13 protein-coding genes are annotated in these 19,967 nt (G+C 37.3%); 2 read left to right on the top strand and 11 right to left on the bottom strand.

What is annotated here, in order from left to right; genetic code table 11:
* Positions 1–84: 84 nt before the first annotated feature.
* The 11 genes from HCX49_RS13255 to HCX49_RS13205 all read right to left on the bottom strand — a co-directional run bounded on the left by HCX49_RS13255 (position 85) and on the right by HCX49_RS13205 (position 18,930).
* Positions 85–1,515, bottom strand: a complete 1,431-nt coding sequence (locus tag HCX49_RS13255) for a phytoene desaturase family protein (RefSeq protein WP_168127339.1) — start codon at positions 1,513–1,515, stop codon at positions 85–87.
* A 14-nt stretch (positions 1,516–1,529) separates the two neighbouring features.
* Entirely contained in the window at positions 1,530–2,945 is a 1,416-nt protein-coding gene (locus HCX49_RS13250; protein WP_021189344.1) for an MBL fold metallo-hydrolase, read from the bottom strand.
* Complete coding sequence (locus HCX49_RS13245; protein ID WP_031287890.1) at positions 2,935–3,333, bottom strand: rhodanese-like domain-containing protein; 399 nt, start codon at positions 3,331–3,333, stop codon at positions 2,935–2,937. The genes HCX49_RS13250 and HCX49_RS13245 overlap by 11 nt, the downstream gene beginning before the upstream one ends.
* A complete protein-coding gene (locus HCX49_RS13240; RefSeq protein ID WP_168127338.1) occupies positions 3,323–4,792 on the bottom strand; it encodes a hypothetical protein in 1,470 nt (489 codons plus the stop codon). Before HCX49_RS13240 ends, HCX49_RS13245 begins: the two co-directional genes overlap by 11 nt.
* Positions 4,793–4,803: 11 nt before the next feature.
* A complete protein-coding gene (locus tag HCX49_RS13235; RefSeq protein WP_168127337.1) occupies positions 4,804–6,135 on the bottom strand; it encodes a beta-carotene 15,15'-monooxygenase in 1,332 nt (443 codons plus the stop codon).
* Between the two features lie 8 nt (positions 6,136–6,143).
* Positions 6,144–7,505, bottom strand: coding sequence for a RagB/SusD family nutrient uptake outer membrane protein (locus HCX49_RS13230; RefSeq protein ID WP_168127336.1), 1,362 nt, complete (start codon positions 7,503–7,505; stop codon positions 6,144–6,146).
* Between the two features lie 24 nt (positions 7,506–7,529).
* The gene (locus HCX49_RS13225) at positions 7,530–10,601 is read right to left on the bottom strand and encodes a SusC/RagA family TonB-linked outer membrane protein (RefSeq protein WP_168127335.1); all 3,072 of its coding nucleotides are present in this window, start codon (positions 10,599–10,601) and stop codon (positions 7,530–7,532) included.
* Between the two features lie 782 nt (positions 10,602–11,383).
* Positions 11,384–13,276 carry a RagB/SusD family nutrient uptake outer membrane protein gene (locus HCX49_RS13220; protein ID WP_168127334.1) on the bottom strand — a complete coding sequence of 631 codons (1,893 nt, stop codon included), beginning with the start codon at positions 13,274–13,276 and terminating at the stop codon, positions 11,384–11,386.
* Positions 13,277–13,303: 27 nt separating this feature from the next.
* The gene (locus tag HCX49_RS13215; protein WP_237682794.1) at positions 13,304–16,843 is read right to left on the bottom strand and encodes a TonB-dependent receptor; all 3,540 of its coding nucleotides are present in this window, start codon (positions 16,841–16,843) and stop codon (positions 13,304–13,306) included.
* 255 nt (positions 16,844–17,098) lie between these two features.
* Positions 17,099–18,304: a FecR family protein gene (locus HCX49_RS13210; protein ID WP_168127333.1), complete on the bottom strand. Its 1,206-nt coding sequence runs from the start codon at positions 18,302–18,304 to the stop codon at positions 17,099–17,101.
* A 56-nt stretch (positions 18,305–18,360) separates the two neighbouring features.
* Positions 18,361–18,930, bottom strand: a complete 570-nt coding sequence (locus HCX49_RS13205) for an RNA polymerase sigma factor (protein WP_168127332.1) — start codon at positions 18,928–18,930, stop codon at positions 18,361–18,363.
* A 389-nt stretch (positions 18,931–19,319) separates the two neighbouring features.
* On the opposite strand from HCX49_RS13205, the gene HCX49_RS13200 reads away from it, so the two are divergent.
* Positions 19,320–19,544: a hypothetical protein gene (locus HCX49_RS13200; protein WP_132770364.1), complete on the top strand. Its 225-nt coding sequence runs from the start codon at positions 19,320–19,322 to the stop codon at positions 19,542–19,544.
* 21 nt (positions 19,545–19,565) lie between these two features.
* On the top strand, positions 19,566–19,778 hold the full coding sequence (locus HCX49_RS13195) for a PLDc N-terminal domain-containing protein (protein ID WP_021190273.1): 213 nt from the start codon (positions 19,566–19,568) through the stop codon (positions 19,776–19,778).
* Positions 19,779–19,967: the final 189 nt, after the last annotated feature.

Here is a 19,967-nt window from a genome sequence, read left to right as displayed (position 1 = left end):
TTAATGAGCCATTCTATTAAATCATGAAGTGATGCACTTAATTGCGATTTTCGCAATGATGTACGACATCATTTAAAACTACCTTTATAATAAAATATTGAAACGATCTTTTAGTACTGTTTTAGCGGCATGATAACCACACATACCGTGTACTCCTCCCCCTGGAGGAGTAGAAGATGAACAAATATAAATCTGTTGATTGGATGTTCTATAGGGTCTTAACTGTACCGTTGGTCTGGTAAATAATTGCCGGATATCTATAATACCACCATTAATATCTCCTCCAATATAGTTTGGGTTGTAGGCTTCCAATTGTGCTGTATTCATTGTACTTTTTGCAGTGATTCGTTCTTTGAATCCCGGTGCAAAGCGTTCAATCTGATTTTCAACTGCAACAGAAACATCTCTGATCGAACCATTAGGTACATGACAGTAAGCCCAAACAGTATTTTTACCGGCAGGTGCTCGGCTGTTATCGAATTTACTTTGCTGAGCGAGCATTACAAATGGTTTTTCGGGATATCCGCCTTTTGATGTCAGGGATTCAGCAGCAGCTATTTCTTCATAAGTATTACCTAAATGAACAGTAGCAGCATCTCCACATCGCTCATCTAAAAACGGAATTTCTCCATCAATAATAAAATCCATTTTAAAAACCCCCATGCCGTAGCGATAAGATTCTAGCTTTTTTTTGTAGGCAGTTGACAATCTATGTCCTGCTATTTTTAAGATCTGCTTCGGTGTTAGGTCAAACATAACGGTATTATACGGTGCCAGCTCATCAATATCTTCTACAAAATAATTAAGTTTTAATTCGCCTCCTAAAGAAGTGTACAAGGAAACTAATGCATCGGCAATAGCCTGTGATCCGCCCTTAGGAATAGGCCATCCATATTTATGTCCAACAGCACTTAATATCAACCCTATTGCTGAAGAAGCCATATTAGTAAATGGCTGAATGGCATGCGCAGACATACCTGCCCATAATCCTCTTGTATGAGTTTCCTTGAATTTATTGACCATTGTAGCCGCTGGTTTTAAAACCTGCAGTCCAAATTTAGCCAATAGAAGGGGGCGTTTCGGAAATTCAAAAGGACCCATTGTTGCAGAAGCGATATAATCCCATTCGGAAACAATAGGGTCAATCAAATCGCGGTACACCTTTCTGTCCAAACCTAATCCCTCGGCAGTTTCTGAAATAGAGCGACTTAAAAATGCCGAAGAACCATTATCAAAGGGATGAGCAGCCTGGTACTTCGTGAAAATAAATTCCAGTCCGTGCGCCCTCAAATCCAAAGCGGTAAAAAACGGAGAAGCCAAAGCCATTGGATGGATAGCAGAACAGATATCATGTCGATATCCCGGTTCAATCAAATCGGCCGTACGCATGCCTCCTCCAACAGTATCACGACCTTCAATGATGAGCGTAGATAATCCTGCTTTCTGTAATGTAATACCTGCGGCAATTCCATTAGGTCCTGAACCGACTATAATAACATCATATGTTTTAGACATAATCGAAGATAATGTTAAAATTTAGTAATCGCATTGGAAATATCCATAATATTTAGCTCAGGTCTTAAACGCAAAATTAAACTTGCCGCTATTCCTGAGCGATAGCCAGAAGCACAGTGTACAAGTACCGTTTTTCCATCAGGAATCTCTTGCAAACGTTCCGTTAACTCTGAAAGTGGAATATTGATTACCTTATCGAAATATTTATCCTTGGCTTCTTTTTCAGTTCTAACATCAATAATGGTATATCCGTCTTGATTAGCCTTAAGAAGATCCGAATCAAAATTATCTATACTTAAATCTGCGCTGTTTTGATTATAGACAAATATACCCTTAACAAATGCTTCATATCCAATCTTTGCGGTTTTCAATAGCATAGGCTTGATTTCTGACACCTCTGAAACCACGATATAGAATCCCTGATGAGGGGCAATTAAAGTGCCTAACCAAGTCTCGAATTTATCAGCATCTGGAATATTTAGTGCTCCCTTCCTGTGTGCTATTCTAAAAGCTGAAGAAAGACGAGTATCAATAAAAAGCGCACTTTCTTCCCAATAATTATTGTCAAGTATTGGAACAGCTGACAATGCTTTATGCAACTCATTCGCCCCTAATTTATTGAGTTCTACATTATAAGGGAAATATTGGGGAATATCGGGCTGATCGAGCAACAGTTGCCTTACAAATTCATCCTCATCGAGCCAAGTGAAAGCAGGGTTGGTTCGTTTCTCTTCCCTAATTGTACTTTCCTTCACATTGCGAATAGCATTACCACAGTGAGAGCCTGCCCCATGTGCAGGATAGACAACGGTTTTATCTGGAAATAGTGCGAAGATATCCTGCATCGTATGAAACTGCTGCTTTGCCAATTGCTCACGCTGAGTAGTAAATTCGCCTGAATATGTTCGTAAATCTGGCCTGCCTACGGAGCCAAACAATAAGGAGTCGCCCGTAAAAACAGCATGTGGCTCTTTGTCTTTTTCTAATACAACAGAAATACTATCTGGAGAATGTCCAGGTGTAGAGAGCGCTTTTAAACTAATAGATGGACTTAATCTAATGGTGTTCCCTGTATCGAAAGGCTCAAACTCAAAACTTGCTTTCTGTAATTTACTAATATAAATCTTCGCCTTGGTATAATTAGCGATCTCGAGATGGGAACTGACAAAATCAGCATGCGGGTGAGTTTCTATAACACCAATGATCGTTGCCCCATGCTCTTTGGCAAAAGTATAATAAGATCCTGCATCACGTGCAGGATCTATTAAAATAATTTTTTTATCTACTAAGACGGCGTAGGAGAAATGTGCTAAACCTGAATCAAAAAATTGATAAATAATTTGTCTATCGTTCACTTTTTTTGTCTGTGCCCATATACCTGTCCCAGCTAGTAGTAGGCTTTGCGTGAGAAAACTTCTTCTATTTATCATCTGCTTTAACTATTTTTCTTCCTGACTGTTCCCAGCCGATTATCCCATCCTGAAGATTGTATACTTTTTTAAAACCATGCTCAATAAGCCATGATGCAGCCTTACTACTTCGGTTGCCAGATCGACAATAAATGTAAACAGGTCTTGATTTATCTAAAACCCCAATTTGAGCAACAAATACTGTCGAATCTTTCCAATCGGCCTGGGACGCTGCTTCAAGATGCCCTAAGGCATATTCTTTTGGAGTCCTCACATCAACGAGCTGATGCCGCTTTCCAGAGATCCCTTTCTCAAATTTTGTCACGGTAAGATTTTCATACGATTGCGCATTGACACCAGAACATGCTATCATTACCAAGACAAATAGAACAATTAATTTATTGTACATAAGTATATTTTTTATTTTCTGAAAACCAGCCTTTTCCAAGTAAAGGTTGCTCTGGAATTCTATCTAAAACGACTTTAATAGAATCAAAACTCACATCTTGACCGGATAGCACGATCTGTTCTGTGGAAGGTCGTTCATATTTCCATTTGAGAATACCAATGCTATCACGGATTGCTGTTTGATAAAGTTTTTTGAGATTAACTTCATTTTCTTTTTTATTTTCCTTTTCGAAGTTTTCATTAAACTTCCTTCCTTTATTAACGACATAAATCGCATTCTCCAAAGAATCAATTTCATAATATAGATATACTCTACCGCCGGCACGGCCAGTAAACTCATAATCTTTAAAAAGATCTGTCTTATGGGGAGTTCCATTTCTTAGATCTATAGGTTGTTTTTTATTAACTTTATACACTAGTGTTGAGTATCGTTCAAATACGGCATCATGCCAACGCACTGAATCATAAGGCGAATAGGTTAAGGTATCGCCATTTAAGATAAATTGGCTAACCGTATAATGGCCTACTGCCTTGGAAAATCCTGGAATAACGGGTTCTTTTAATCGCCCCTGATAATAATGAAAATCATAGCGGTAAGCACCATACACAAAGACAAATACCAAGATAAAAAGTGCTTTAGCAAGATAATATCCACGCCTTTTAGTCCTACTGTCCAACTTTATACGATAATACTGTGGCGTAATTGCTTCTTTTTTGATAAACAACCGATATAAATCTGGAATATACAGGATCAATAAAAACAAGGATAACAATACAAAGTAAGAACTATAGACATGAACAGCCCCGTCATAGGCAAAATTAGCATGGGCAATATTATATAATACACCTGCATTGATAATAGCTCCAATGGCCGTCGTGGCTCTAAAAAACATCAATGTACCCGCTCCTATTTCTAAGAAACCTAAGAATATCTGATACCAAACAGAAACTCCTACGGACTGCCAATATAATTTAAAAGGTGCGTAATCGCCCAGATCGGTATGCAGGTTTGCAATTGAAGGAAAAGGCATCTGCATCGGATAAAATTTAATAAAACCGAATGCAATCAATCCTAGACCGATACGATAGCGAACCAGTACTCTAAGCCAATAATAAAGTTGATTGTATGACAAGCGTTGGCGCCCACTAGCTAACCAAGTCCAGATTGCGGTTCCAATAGCCGAAATAATTGCCGCAATAGCCCATGTGGCATAAGAATCTATTCCCCACTTACCACTTTCTGACGAAATCTCTATAAATTCCGGTCTGAAACCGGAGACATTCGCCAATAGTCCATAAAATGAAAAATCTTCAAATAACTTTTTATACCAGGAAAATTGAATGGGAACTACCAGTAGTATAAAAAAAATAAAAGCAAATCTAAAACTTATTTTCTCCCAAGTAGACCAAGCACGATATATAGAACTTCTCTCCGGATACATATTTTTTATAGCTGACATTGTGAAATAATTTAATAAATGGAAATTGGCTTTCTACGGCCTTTGTCTAGGAGGTATTCTTTATTAACCTTGCGCAATTTAACCTGTAGGGACTCTCCTTGTTCATTCTTTCCTAACAGCAATAACACATTTTCACCACTCTTTTGCAATTCAAATTGAAATGATTGTATTGCATTTCTCTTATTTATTGCACGGATCTGATACCGTCCATCTGGAACCTGAGCAAAGGTATAACGGTAAAATTCCCGACCACCATTTCCGATATTTTCAAAATTGCGAAGTGAATCAGCTTGCCAAATAATACGAGGTTTATGAAGATCTGCTTTGATATCTGATTTTCGTTTTATACTAAAAGTATTCCAAGATTCAAACACCACATTTTGCCACCGACTACTGTCGGTCAGGGAGTAGGCTAATGTATCTGAATTAAGAACAAACTCATCCACGTTGTATAAACCTCGGATATGCGCTATTCCAGATTCCTTTGGGTATGGGTAATTACTACTTTTCCAGGAGCTGTAGGTCAAAAATCCAAAAAGTATAAAAAATAGTAAAAACCCACCTTTGAATAGTACCCTTAGTTTTTTGAGAGGCTGTGAAACTAGCGGATTAACAATCTCTGGCTGTGTTTTCACCTGCCGAAATACTGCATTAAAAAAACGTGGTAAATCATAGGAAAATAAGGTAATGGCAATTAATAATAGGAATAGACTATACACCTGTTCTCCCAATTCATACACAAAATTGACAATGACAATATTGGCTAAAAGAGCAATTAACACACCTGCCCCTACTGCTACTGTTTTTCGGAATACCAAGAGTACACCCGCAGTTATCTCTAAAACTCCTATGCCCGGAACATACCCAGCTTTAGTGATTGCAGTACTTAAGTAATAAATCTTCCATAATAAAAAATCGCCGTATTCGGTATTATAATCACTAAGCGTTGGAGCTGGAAACTGAACCGGTACCAGCTTAACTATTCCTGAAGCAATAATGGCAAAAGCCAAACGATAACGTAAAAGTACCCTAAGCCAATAGTAGAGCTCATGTTCTTGACTCTTCCGCTTTTTAGTCCATATAACAGCACCAAAAAAAGCAATAACTAAAGCTATGAGCCAATTATAAAATCCCTCAAAATGATTCCCCACATAATCGCTTTCAGCTATAAACGATGTTCTGAAAGTCGCTAACTGATATGCAGATTCAAAGCTGAAGTGCCGAAGAGCGTGATACAAATGAACATCATATGGGAGTGTCAAAATAATAAAAAAGATAAATAAAAGCCGGATGGAGAAACTCTCAGCTGAACTCCATTTTTTAGTTGAAATAGCTATTTCCATAAAAATATTTATTTATATTGAGGATTTTGTTCTAGATTTTTATCGATCAGAATCTGCGCATACGGAATTGGTAAAAGAAGTCGAAAATCTTCATCTATTCCAAGAACTGTTTTTGCACGTCTTGTGCGCACTAGGTCATACCAGCGATGATTTTCAAATGCAAACTCAATCCGGTTCTCCTGTTCTATGGCTAATAATAATGTTGCTTTATCAGCTATATTAAGTTCCTGAATATCGGCACGTTTTCTGATTACATTTAAGTCTGCAAGAGATTTGGCAATATCATTATCCTGCGCATATGCCTCCGCACGGATCAAGTATAGTTCAGCTATTCGGATCAGATATGCTGGATCTGTTCCATTAGTTCTATAATAGAGATTGCCGAACCAATTGTCCACACCATTTAATACTACTTTAGAAATTAAAGATTGACGCGTTCCCGCGATCGATTTATTATTTAATAAATTAACAATTCCCATTGAAGGTCGGATCCAGCCAACACCTCCCTTTGTACTGGGTTGCCATTGATAAGCCTGGGTATTAACGACATTGGTTGTATAATATAATTCCAATATGGATTCATTTGTTCCTGAAGCATTGTCTGCAAAAAATGAAGAGTAAGGTGTTAAAAGATTATAATTACTTTTATCATCAATTAATTTGCTGGCATAAGTAATTGCTTCTTTCCATTCCTCCCGATATAGATGGTAGCGTGCGCGAAGTGCCCAAACTGTTTTACGGGTTGCACGGATACGATTGGTACTATTGGGTAAAAGTTCTTCTGCTTTTATCAAATCTGCCAGTACTTGCCGGTAGGTATCTGCTAAAGAAGATCTTTTTAAATTCTCTAGATTGCTGGAAGAAGATGTTGGGACTAAGACAAGCTGTACCCCACCCCAGGTTCTACCTAGATCAAAGTAAGACAATGCCCGAAGAAAATAGGCTTCTCCGACCAGTTGATTTCTTACCGCATCTGTAAAAGTTGGAGTAACCGATAGGGCCGGTACTTTAGCAATCACATTATTCGCACGGTTGATCGTATTGTATATCGCAGTCCATGCTGTGGCTAAAGCGGGTAAATCTGCTCTTACACTGTGATTGGTTAAAGATTGGTTCACAATCTGGCTTCCTGTATATTCAATATTATCGCCGGAGAAAAAACCGATAGTCTGAAATGTATACCCGTAATATCCGTCTGACTGCAACTGATTGTATATCCCTCTAACGGCAGTGTGTGCAGAATTTTCATCATTGATTGTCACCTGATCAGAGGTAGAAATCCGAGGATCTATTTCCAAAAATTTCTCGCATGAGGACAGTGTAAACGTCACGGCCAAAGTCCATATATAGCTATATTTAAGAATTTTCATCTGTTATTTTTATCTTAGGTGAAATTATAGTGTTAGGTTAAATCCAAGCTGAAAGCTTCTGGGCTGAGGTGGAGTTCCGAATGATCCAAGTCCCTGTGCATTCGGATTTGAGGTAACATTAGATTCAGGATCTCCTGTATATTTTGTCCAAAGGAACAAATTCGAGCCTAGAAAATATATCCGAGCATTACTAATTCCAGCTTTACTCAAGAAAGATTTCGGCAGTGTATACCCTATCGACAATTGTTTAAGCCTTACAAAGGATGCGTCCTCTAAATAACGGCTGTTCTGATCAATGGTATAGTTATTCCCTATCGATGTTAATCTGGGCACATCGGTAATATCACCATCTTTTTGCCAACGGTTTAGCACATTTTCAAATACTCCCCCGCTAGTAGGGTTACGTTCTCTAAAATAGCGCTCCAGATTTAAAGTGTAGTTACCAAATTGATAAGACAGCGCTGCGCTGAGATCAAAGCTTTTATAGCTGAACGAATTATTTAAACCCCCATAAAATTTAGGAGATGCATTATGCATAATTTTGCGGGCATTTACTGGAACTGTTCCATCTTCCAGCTGACCATCAAATATGGCATTTCCGGTTTTAGGATCAACAGATAACTGCTCATAGAGCCAGAATGAATTCAAAGATTGTCCTTCTTTTAAAATCACCCAATCACGTGTATACTGCGTAATTTGGGTCGGTAGTTTTTCTATTTTGTTTTTATTTCCTGAGATATTGAAACTACTTTTCCACGTAAAATTTTGATTTTGAATATTAACACTATTAATAGTCAACTCATAACCTTTGTTACTCACTTCGCCAACATTGGCCCAATACTGGGAAAAACCAGAAGAAGTCTTAATCGGTTGTTGCAGTAAAATATTGGAAGTATATTTATCGTAAACATCCAGGGTAATAGATAATCTATTTTTAAATAACTCTGCATCAAAACCGATATTATACTGTGCTGTTGTCTCCCATTTCAAGTCATCATTACCAAGTTGCTGAGGCCCTATACCTGGTAAAGGAGAACCGATAACATCGGCATACGAACTACCTCCGGACCAAAGTCCCCGTGAAGCGAAATTGCTGATCCCTGACTGATTACCTGTAATTCCATAGGATGTTCTAATTTTCAGGTCATTTAACCAGTTTACATCTTTCAAAAAGTCCTCTTGCTTCAGTCGCCAAGCAAGCGCGAAAGCTGGAAAATATCCCCAACGATTATTTTTTCCAAATTTGGAGGAAGCATCAGCTCTTAATGTCGCTTCTGCAAAATATTTATCGGAATACTGATATCCTGCTCTTCCGAAAAAAGAAGCAATAGAGTAAGCTGTCCAGTCCTGAGATGAAGTACGGGTAGAAGCTGAAGAAATTAATTTATAACTATTGTTGGCAAATCCATTACCTTCTGCGTACAAATAATTCAAAGTATTATGCTGCAAGGTATTGCCCACTAAAGCCGTAATTTTGTGAACGCTATTGAATTGTTTTTGATAGTTTAAGGTCTGCTCATTAATCCAAGTGGTATTTTCAGAAATTCCTGACGTTGCTTGTCCATTGTTAGCTCTTCCAATACTAGTATTGGTATTCCAGTACTGATTTTCATCATATTTGTTGTAATCAGCACTAAAACTGCTCCTGAATTTTAAACCGGGAAGTATATCTGCTTCAGCGAAAACACTTCCGATATAACGTAAACTTAATGTATTGACATCATAATTATCAACTAATACATAAGTATTATCAGATCCTGTAGCCACCCCTTCCTGATCGTGTGTCGCTGTATAGGTAGCCGAAGAAACTGCAGAATTCCACAAACTGACCTGCGGACCGTCACCTGTACGTGCTTGATTTCTTTTTGTTCTAGCAATATTACTTGTAATTCCGATCTTAATGCGTTCATTTAGCTGTTGATCAAAATTAAACTTAAAATTTGCTCGTGAGAAATCGATAACTTTAAAAAATGCTTCTTGATCTGTATACCCAGTACCTATATAATATCGGGACTTATTTCCTCCACCTTGAATACCTAAACTATAATCTTGCACACGTCCATTTCTTAGAATAAAATCTAAACGATCATAGGTCTGCTGCTCCTCAGGTAGGCCACGACCTCCTTCGTTAACCGGTCGAAAAGGTCTGTTAGAAAAGTTTTGATTTAATGATGGTTTATCGATCCCCGAATTAATCCACCATTCATTCGCTAATGCCGCGGTTTCTGGTCCAGATGCCAAATGTGGCAAAGTCGATTTATCCGCTTGAACAAAACCATTGGAAAGATTAAAATCAATTTTTGTTTTTGCACCATAACTTCCCTGCTTAGTCGTTACAATAACAACACCATTAGCTCCCCTAGATCCATAAATTGCTGTTGCTGAAGCGTCTTTTAGTACTTCTATCGATTCAATATCTGCCGGATTTATATCGGCTAATGGGGATGTAGTACGACCTCCTAAATTTGCATTTTGTAAGCTTGTATTGTTTAGAAAGACTCCATCAATAATATAGAGCGGATCACTGCTTGAATTAATAGAAGTCGTACCTCTGACACGGACAAATATACCTTCTCCCGGAACTCCAGAATTGGCTACGACCTGTAATCCAGCTGCCTTCCCCTGTAACTGAGCATCAAAACTGGCTACAGGTATTTTATTGACTTCCCCTGCATTAATCTTTGTGATGGCACCAACTACATCCTGTTTTTTTGTTGTTCCATAACCGATAACGACAACCTCATCCAAATTAGAAGCTGTGGGCAATAATTTTATGATACTTTTGGGTGATGTGATTTCTACAGTTTGCGATTGATAACCCAGAAAAGAAACGATGACTGTAGCTGGTAATTTTTGTCCCGTAATAAATTGAAAATTTCCATGACTATCTGTTTGGACAGAATGTGTCACACCTTGCAGCTTTACAGTCGCCCCCACTATTGGGTTTCCATTAACCTGGTCAACAACTTTCCCTTCAAAAGCCGCATTAACAATAGGAGTAGATTTACTTTGTGCATGGGAATAGGTTGGTTGCCCTAAATGCACAGTTAGGACAAAGAGTACCTGAAAAATCAGATACTTTTGATTTTTTTTCATATTCTTGTAGAAAATTAAGGTAAAAAAAGGTTTCTGACGACAACGCCAATTGGGAATCAGAACCTCATCTAATTTTTAAAATGGGGGAAGCTTGCTTCCCCTTTTTGTTAGTTTGTCGTTTTAACAACAGATTCGAGAATCGTAATCCAGGTATTCGGAATGGAATAAGATGGTGAAAAAATTTAAGGAAGAAATTAAAACATCATCTTCATAATGTCCAAAAAGGTTTGAGTCATCAAGCGTAGAATAATATTTCATACTGCTGTTTTTTAGTTAGGTGATTGATCCTGACTGTCTCTAATCAGGGTTTAGTGTGCTTATTCTTTAAAACACTTTGCAAATATAATTTTTTATTCCAATAAAAACTACTAATCCTATAGATTTTATTACACTCATAAATAAAATAGATTTCACGCTAATAAAAGGGACACTAAAAAACTAAAGTATAGGCTTACTTAGCTTATTTTTATTCTCATACTAATGTTCCTGTTTTATCATACATGAATGATTTTTTCCTCATATTTGCTACGGGCAAAATCTGAAATTTCTATTGATCCTGCTAAAATCGAGAACTGAGTGCTATGATAGTCAAAAGATTAAAAAATAAATCGTTGTTCACAAATTAAAATATTTATCAGTTTAAATAAACCCTCTTTAGTTGGCTGTTACAACGGTAATGTTTGTTTCGTAGTAAGCTCGTAATAAAAAAACATCTGAACATATGTTCAGATGTTTTAAAATTTAGGAATATGTATTTCAGTTTTAATTCTTAAAACAATCTATTACTCCACGTACCCTGGATTTTGTACAAGCAATGGATTTTTCCGAATTTCATCCCGTGATAGCGGAAGAAAATAAACTTGATTTTTCCAAACCCGGTTTTCTTTTGTATTGAATTCTTGCGGTGTGTAGGTATAATTATAAATTGACTCGTCATATTTATAAACATTTGCTAATGACTTACCTGGCTTGAAAGTAGCATCAATTTTAACAATAGTGACCTTTCGTCCTATGGTTTCATTAGCAATAAGCCATCTTCGGGCATCAAAAAAACGTTGCTGTTCATAAGCCATTTCTATACGTCTTTCTTGACGGTATATTGTCCTCAGCGTATTTTGATCTGTGGCAGTGATAGCTGGCATACCTGCTCTAAACCTAATTTTATTCAGCCAGGTTTTTGCTGTTTCTAATTCCCCTAGTTCAATACTTGCTTCCACATAATTAAAAACTGCTTCTGTATATCTAAAATAAGGCCAAGGTACAAACTGTCTTGCTTGAGCATCTACAATATTTGGATCTGGGTCAATAAACTTTTGAATGTAATATCCTGTCCAAGTTCCGTTGTGTGCCTCTTTAGGTCCTTGTTTTGTATCCAATCCTGAAAATTTTGTCAACTTACCGGCTAAAATTAGATCGTAAGCACCTGTTTGTATCTGATTAGCTGGATCGATCGGATTATTTCTCGGTTTCCAATCAGCACCGTCATATAATATGGATGCATAAAAACGAGGATCTCTGTTTTTATAAGGACTGGCTTTATGAATGGGATTGTTCCAGTCAAATTTTGTTCCATCATTCATTTCATAATCATCCACCAAAAGACCTATAGGTTGATTTCCCCCCCAGTTATTATAACCATTGGGACCATTATCTCTAGCATGTGAAGAACTCTGCTCCGTGATAAAATAACGGGCATATAGTATATCTGATGCTGCCGTGATATCCATATCTGGCGCTTTACTTCCCCCTCCCATGGCAATACTTTTGTAATTTAATCTTCCTTGTGCTGGAGTAACAGGTGCTGTAAGATTTAACTTATATCCTGTTCCTGCATCTAGAACCGCTTTTGCTGCTGCTTGTGCCAAACGGTAGCGATCTTGTTGCGATCCTGCGGCATATGCCAATAAGGGTAGTTTTTCAGATAGGTCATTTAGATCTGTTACCTTAGAAGTAAGTTTAGCTCGATCATGTAAATCACTTGCTGCATAAATTAAAGTTCTTGATTTGAGCGCTAAAATAGTTAACGAATTAATCCTGCCTTTTTCAAGTTTACCATCCCCCAAACGCTTGTAAGCCTCATCACAGTCCTTTAAAATCTGATTTGTACAGGCTTCATAAGTTGCCCGTTCTTTTTGATAGATAATCGGGTCTTCAGAGTATGGATAACTATTTAGAATAAGAGGCACACCGCCATAATACCTTAACAATTGGTGATAACAATAAGCACGGATAAAGAAAGCTTGTGCTAATAATTCATTTTTTACTTTTATATCGCTAATACCATTTTTGGTGTCATCTCCCAGTCTTTCTATGGCAATATTACTGAATCTGATATAGGTGTACATACGCTCCCACCATCTTGATGTACCACCCCAGCCTTCATTAGCACCGTTGATCGCTCCTGTGTTCAACAAAAGAAAAGCATCGGTATGGTTCCATAATGATTCGTCAGTTGCAGAAGCCTGCATCTGTTCTGTGAAACCGGAATTACTTGCTTCAAATACGTTGTAAATATCACTAACAAACTTTTCAGCCAACACTGGATCTTGCCATACGGTGGCATCTGAAAAATCATTTCGAGGTGTTACATTTAGAAAATCTGTACTGCATGCTGTCATAAACAATAGCATAACTGCTAGCATATAAAGAATTCTATTTTTGATCAATGTCTTCATTTTATTATTTTATTATTTATGATTTGATTAAAATATAGCCTTTACGCCAAAACTGATAATTTTCGATTGCGGATAGAATTGACCCGTACTATTATCAGATTCAGGATCCCAAATTTTGATTTTATCAAAGGTTAACAGATTAATGCCATTGGTATAAAAACGAATGGAGCTCATCCCTATTCTACTGACCAAATTGCTGGAAAGACTATATCCCAACTCTACATTCTTTAATCTGATATAATTGGTGCTCCGTATCCAGTAGGTATTATCGGTTGTTGTATAATAAGTATCCGAACGGTTGGTAAGTCGAGGATCAACATCACTCGGATTATCAATACTCCAACGGTTATCATAATTCCACTCCAGGTAGTTCCCTATTAATCCCGATTCTGTAGGGCCCATTCGTCGCATACCACCAGTAGTCCCCTGTACCAGTATACTGAAATCAAAACCTTTATAATCACCGCCTAATACAAGACCTCCTGTAAAAGTTGGGGTACCATTTTTGTCCAATCGCACACGATCGTCACTTGTAATTTTACCATCGCCATTATAATCGACATATTTCATATCACCAGGCAATAGCTTGCCATTTTTCAATCCTAAAGCTGTGTAATCTACAGTATTCGCATCAATAGCAGCCTGATCTTTGAAAACACCATCATATTGATACACTAGCCAAGAGTCTGTTACTCTTCCGATCTGTTGCTGATAGGGTAAGGTGTTGACAACATCGCTGGAGTATTGCACATTGTTTTTTGCATAACCACCATTAACGCCTACATTAAAAGAAAGATTACCGATTTTATCGGTATAAGTCAATTTAAACTCATACCCCTTATTGATCAGATTGCCAAGGTTGGCAATTGGCAGATTACCCGAAATACCCGAACTGATAGGTACAACTCCAGGATTCTTTGTCAAAACATTGGTCCGTTTATTATAAAAGAAGTCCAGTTCTAGCGCCAGTTTATGATTTAAAAAAGAAGCATCCAATCCAACATTGCTATTATTAGCTACTTCCCATGTGAAATTAGGGTTAGGAATGGTACTCTCATATAAAGTCTGATAGAGTTTATCACTGAATACCCCCTGCCCGGTATTCATCAATGCTAAGTATTTATATTCTTGAAAAGAACCACCATAATAAGCTTCTGCCCCCATTTGGCCCCAAGATGCTCTCAACTTCAGGTTATTAACAAACCTAACATTATCTTTGAAAAAACCTTCTTCGGATACCCGCCATCCCGCTGAAACTCCAGGGAAGAAACCAAATCTTTTATTAAGTGGAAAAACATAAGAACCGTCCACTCTCCAATTAAATTCAAAAAGATACTTTTCCTGAAAATTATAGTTGACCCTTCCATAGTAGCTTAAACGTGCACGATCGTAAGTATTCTCATTTCCCAAGGTCTGCCGTTCGCGATCACCAAAATTTAACTGTTCTATTAATGTCGAGGCGAAATCCTTACGATCTGCGTAAAAACCATTATTGGTGACAGTCTCACGAGTTAACCCTGCTATCGCGGAGATATTATGCCCTCCTGTTAATGTCTTTTCATAGGATAACAAAGCAGATAAATTGATTGCTAATTGATCCTCCGCCGCTTCACGAAGCTGAGCTTTAGGCTCTATACCTTTTGGTACATACCCTACCAGTGATGGCGTTACTCCATCGGCCTCAAAACTTACCTTATCCCAATCATAAAGAGTCCACGGGGTCTCCCATCTTTTCGATCTTCCCCAATATTTATCAATTGAAGCTGTTCCAGTTAATTTAAGTCCCTCAACACCTGGTATTCTAAAATCAATGGCACCTGTGTTCTGCAAATAATCTCTTGTATTTCTGTCATAGCCCGTTGCACCAGTGGTTATTACAACCGGATTGGCACCATTTTCTAAATCTGGGCCAGGAAGACCATTGGGCCAGGTCGCAATTTCAGTTGGCAGACCGCGAATCAAAGATCTAAAGATCGTGCCCGCTCCGCGTGTAGGGAAATTACGGGATTCTTCACGACCTGTTATGCCAAGTCTAGCGGTAACATATTTGCCCAACTTAAATTCTAGGTTTGCGCGCAAATCGTACTGTTTATAATATGTTGCTGAATTTTTGTAGATCGCATCCTGATTTAAATAACCTAATGAAATCAGATATTTGGTAGTTTCGGTACCTCCATTGATCTGTAAATTATGTCGCTGCTGTGGCGACCAATCTTTTATCGTAGAAGCAAACCAGTCTGTATTTGGATAACGTAAAGGATCTGAACCATCAGCATATTTTTGTCTCTCTTCTGGCGTAAATGCAGCCTCAATCACTCCTGTAGGAGAAGTATATTTTCCATCACCTGTATTTATTGCTTTCCAAATTTCTCCCCACTTATCACTATCTTGGGGATAAACTGTCGTTACCTCGTTTATAATAGAAGTATACTGCTCAGAATTGGCCATTTTAGGTGTACGTGTCGGACGTTGTATACCGTAAGTAAAATCGTAAGAAAACTGCGTTTTACCAACTTTACCCTGCTTCGTTGTAATGAGGATAACACCATTACCTGCACGGGAGCCATAGATGGCTGCTGATGCATCTTTCAGCACCGACACACTCTCTACATCGTTAGGATTAATACGGTCAAAACCTCCTGCGCGCTGTGGAACTCCATCAATTACAATCAATGGGCTCGTATTTCCTCCCGGTAGGGAATTGATACCACGAACACGAATAGAAGAACCATCTCCACCAGGCTCGCCACTACTTTGCATGGCGGTTACTCCAGGCAATCTTCCTGCAAAAGAATTAGAAAGATTGACTGACGATGATTTAGCAAGATCTTCTCCCTTTACAGTAGCAATAGCGCCTGAAACTACAGTTTTCTTCTGAGAACCATATCCCACTACAACTACCTCATCCATCGCCATAATGGTCTGTTCTAGCTTAACCTGTAAAAACTCGTTATTCCCAATTTGGATATCCTTATTTTTGTAACCTACCATGCTAAAATGGAGCAATGTCGCTTCACCACTCACCGAAAGACTAAACGAACCCGTCGCATCGGAGGATGTTTTATTATTTGTACCTACCTCACTTATGGTAACATTGGCCAAAGGTTGATCATTTTGATCCGAAACTTTTCCTTTGATCTGTTTTTGTATCATCTTGTCAACCACTGCAGGAGTACTTTGAACTTTTGCCGTAGTACTTTGACTCAACACAATATTATTATCAATCAATTTGTAAGTAATCTGATATTTTCCCAACAAATCATTAAGTGCTAATTCAAGTGGGATATTTTGAAATTTCACATCTATTTTTCGAATGTGAGCAATCAAAGACTCTTTATATAATATATTATAGCCGCTTTGCTTCTGTATATCCTTCAATAAAGTTTCCAGATTCACATTTTTCTTATTAAGATTGATCTTCTGACCGTAAGAATTAGCACTAACATGAAAACTTGTAGCAAATAGTAGCGGGATCGCAATCGACAACTTCATAGCCAATGGTTTAAGGGAGGAAATCTGTTTAAACTCCATAGGGATTCCCCACCGATTTTTTTTGTATTTTTGCATTCGGTTGATTTAATTTAATTTTTGTAATAAGTTGATTTGTCAGCTGTCTTATAAAGGACAAAAACTTCAGGGGCGGTCGCAACGCTCCTGAAATTTTTTTTAAAAGTTTGTATCGTTATTTTTCCATATATACTTTCCTCCCTTCAATTTTGAAATGTATACCCCTTTCCAATTCTTTTGTATTATTAATGTTCGACTTATACATTCGTCCCTTCAATAGCGATATGTATAGTTCCGATTGGTTATTTTATTACTTTAATTTTTGACATATACCTTTCTTCCTTCAATTTCAAAATGTATACCTCCTACCAATTCGATGGTCTTTAACAGTTTTCGAAAATCTTCGTATCTAGATATTGTGCCTGAAAATTCAAAATTTTCAATTTTAGTATTATAAATGACATCCACATCATACCACCGACTGATGATCCCCATTACATCTTGAATGGAGGTTTTGCTAAAAGCAAATTTCCCATCTTTCCAGGCTGTAAAATAATAGGGATCAACGGTATTTTTAATCACTTTATTTGCTTTGGTATAAAAAATAGACTGTTCCGCTGGTGCTAGATATTGATCATCAAGACGACTGTCCACAAAATTTAGTTTTACTTTACCTTCAACTAAGGTTGTTACAATGTCCTGTCCATAATTTTGAAGGTTAAATTCTGTCCCAAGCACTTCAAGCGCCTGACCACCAGTATGAATAACAAAAGGGATTCGCCGACCATCTTCCTGCTGCGCCATTACATCAAAATATGCTTCTCCCTGCAGATAAATTTCCCGCTTTATTTTATCAAACACAATGGGATACCTAAGGGTGGTCATTGCATTTAACCATACTCTGGTTCCATCTGGTAATTTCAGATTATACTCACCGCCACGGGGAGTAACAATTGTATTGTAGGCAATTTTTTTTTCATTATGATCACCCTTTTTCATGCGATATGAAATTGAACCGTCCGCCAATTTTAGGATTTCGAATGCACCATTATCAATAACCGTATCACCTGTAATTTTATCAAGGTCGATAACCTGACCGTTTTCTAGAATAATTTGAGCTCTTTCTTTTCCAGGAACAACCCAGTCTTTAGTATTACTCACCAGAGTCGGGTTGCTTTTACGATTGATATTCCAAATTAAAAAACTGCCCACAGTTGTGCACAGGATTAAGGATGCGATAGCAATTTTGAAAACTTTTGTGGAAATGAGTTTTTTACGCAGAGGTACTGTCGTTAAATATTCCTTAATTCGGGAATCGAATTTTATTTTATCAAATAATTGATCATCGTCTGGTTCTGAGGATGAAGCACGATCTAATTCATCATCATCGATCAACTGCTCCCATGCTTCTAAGAACTCAGGATCTTCTAAATACTGGGCAAAATGGGCTTTCGAATCCTCGGGGACAGACTTCGCATAAAACTGGCGAATCAAATTTTTATATGCTTCTACTTTGGACATCTTTTATTTCCCTTGCTCTATTATACTAATCGCACTAGGTAGAAAGGATGTACTAGTCAGAAAATAATTTTTATAAAAAAAAGTAGGTAAAGAATCTTATCCAATTTTAATCGTACAAAATTACAAGCTGTAGCTAGATGATTTCGTACTGTATGTTTTGATACACCAATTTCAGCAGCGATTTCCTTATAACTAAGTTCATCAAGTTTATTCATACGAAAAATTTTCTGCTGCTGCGTTGGAAGGTCTTTAATAATAGATTCTAGAATATCGGATAGATCCTTAGTTTCAATGTGGGTTTCCAGGCAGTCATATGCTTCATTAAATTGCGATTGATTTTTTAGCATATATTGTTCCCTTACCACTGCTTTCCTGAAGTAAGATATGGACATCCGCTTTCCAACTATATACAAAAAAGGAAAAATCGATTGAATATCTGGAATCTGCTGTCTTTTTAAGAATAATTGTACAAACACTTCCTGCAATACTTCTTCCACCTCGACATTGGAAGAACAAAATTGGTTAAATTTCCGAAACAGGAAAGGCTTATAAAACACAAATATCTTATGAAATACAGCTTCATCACCCAATTGGAAGCGATTAAACTCTTCTATATTGCAAGGCATTCCCTTCAAGTTCATTGTAGTATTGTGCTTAGGTTTTTCTTAAAAAAGAAATATAATTGAAGATAAATCTATAGAAATATTACAGTATATCAAAATGAAATTATCAAGAAGCCATCTGCATTTTAAGAATCGTAGACTTTTTATCTCGTCTACAGTTAATTTCAGCTTCTTGCTCAGTATATCCTTTTGCATGGGAAAATAGGTTGTTATTCTCTTTAATTATAGAACAGCAATGATGGCAAATCTGAATATACAACAACAATTATTTGCCCTGGTCACATAAATGTTGTAATTTTAGTTAGCTAGAGCGAAAGCTTATCACTCAAAAAAAAACAGGAATACACTTTGTCCCATATAACACCGGAATTAAAACCTAAAGGCGCATTATTATGAAAAAACTAACCTTACTTATATTCCTACTATCAATCACTTCATTTGTTTTTGGACAGGATTTTACAGAAAACACCACACAAATCGTTACTAAATCGGGAATTGGCTTAGGTTCGGTGATAGCAGTTGTTACTTCTTGGGATCGAAACAAATCAATACTCTGGGCCATATTCCATGGTATCTGTAGCTGGTTCTATGTCATATATTTTGCGATCACGCGATAGTAAACGAACATTTTCTACGCTATGAACTTATCATTTATCAATATCGGAACCACAGAAATGCTTTATCTTCTTGTTCCCATTCTTTTGGTCGTGTACACGATTTATCACATCATCACCAATGATAATATACCCGGTGACAAGAGGATACTGTGGATAGTAGCTGTTGTACTATTCAATGTAATTGGATGCATTTTCTATTGGTGGTTTGGAAAAGATAAATCAAATAATATATAAAGAAGATCAGTGCAATCAAAGAGATGAAATGAGTAAGTTTTAGGAAAATCGCTGTTACACTAAGTGAAAAACAACGCAGTTAATCCGATTCTAAAAAATCCATGTACCGCATTTCCAGAAGAAAGCTAGTTTCTATAGAAGCCTCAAACGAAGTTGGAATATGGCAAGAATACGAGTTAAAATTCAAAA

The sequence above is a fragment of the Sphingobacterium sp. B16(2022) genome (genome assembly GCF_012030425.1).
GTDB classification, from domain to species: domain Bacteria; phylum Bacteroidota; class Bacteroidia; order Sphingobacteriales; family Sphingobacteriaceae; genus Sphingobacterium; species Sphingobacterium anhuiense.
The sequence above is the reverse complement of the archived record's forward strand: the minus strand, read 5'-3'. Positions and strand labels throughout refer to the sequence as shown.

What these genes read in the sequence shown, in the direction of transcription:
- HCX49_RS13255 (WP_168127339.1), bottom strand. Translation starts at nt 1,515, where the DNA reads ATGTCTAAAACATATGATGTTATTATAGTCGGTTCAGGACCTAATGGA.
- HCX49_RS13250 (WP_021189344.1), bottom strand. Translation starts at nt 2,945, where the DNA reads ATGATAAATAGAAGAAGTTTTCTCACGCAAAGCCTACTACTAGCTGGG.
- HCX49_RS13245 (WP_031287890.1), bottom strand. Translation starts at nt 3,333, where the DNA reads ATGTACAATAAATTAATTGTTCTATTTGTCTTGGTAATGATAGCATGT.
- HCX49_RS13240 (WP_168127338.1), bottom strand. Translation starts at nt 4,792, where the DNA reads ATGTCAGCTATAAAAAATATGTATCCGGAGAGAAGTTCTATATATCGT.
- HCX49_RS13235 (WP_168127337.1), bottom strand. Translation starts at nt 6,135, where the DNA reads ATGGAAATAGCTATTTCAACTAAAAAATGGAGTTCAGCTGAGAGTTTC.
- HCX49_RS13230 (WP_168127336.1), bottom strand. Translation starts at nt 7,505, where the DNA reads ATGAAAATTCTTAAATATAGCTATATATGGACTTTGGCCGTGACGTTT.
- HCX49_RS13225 (WP_168127335.1), bottom strand. Translation starts at nt 10,601, where the DNA reads ATGAAAAAAAATCAAAAGTATCTGATTTTTCAGGTACTCTTTGTCCTA.
- HCX49_RS13220 (WP_168127334.1), bottom strand. Translation starts at nt 13,276, where the DNA reads ATGAAGACATTGATCAAAAATAGAATTCTTTATATGCTAGCAGTTATG.
- HCX49_RS13215 (WP_237682794.1), bottom strand. Translation starts at nt 16,843, where the DNA reads ATGCAAAAATACAAAAAAAATCGGTGGGGAATCCCTATGGAGTTTAAA.
- HCX49_RS13210 (WP_168127333.1), bottom strand. Translation starts at nt 18,304, where the DNA reads ATGTCCAAAGTAGAAGCATATAAAAATTTGATTCGCCAGTTTTATGCG.
- HCX49_RS13205 (WP_168127332.1), bottom strand. Translation starts at nt 18,930, where the DNA reads ATGCCTTGCAATATAGAAGAGTTTAATCGCTTCCAATTGGGTGATGAA.
- HCX49_RS13200 (WP_132770364.1), top strand. Translation starts at nt 19,320, where the DNA reads ATGAAAAAACTAACCTTACTTATATTCCTACTATCAATCACTTCATTT.
- HCX49_RS13195 (WP_021190273.1), top strand. Translation starts at nt 19,566, where the DNA reads ATGAACTTATCATTTATCAATATCGGAACCACAGAAATGCTTTATCTT.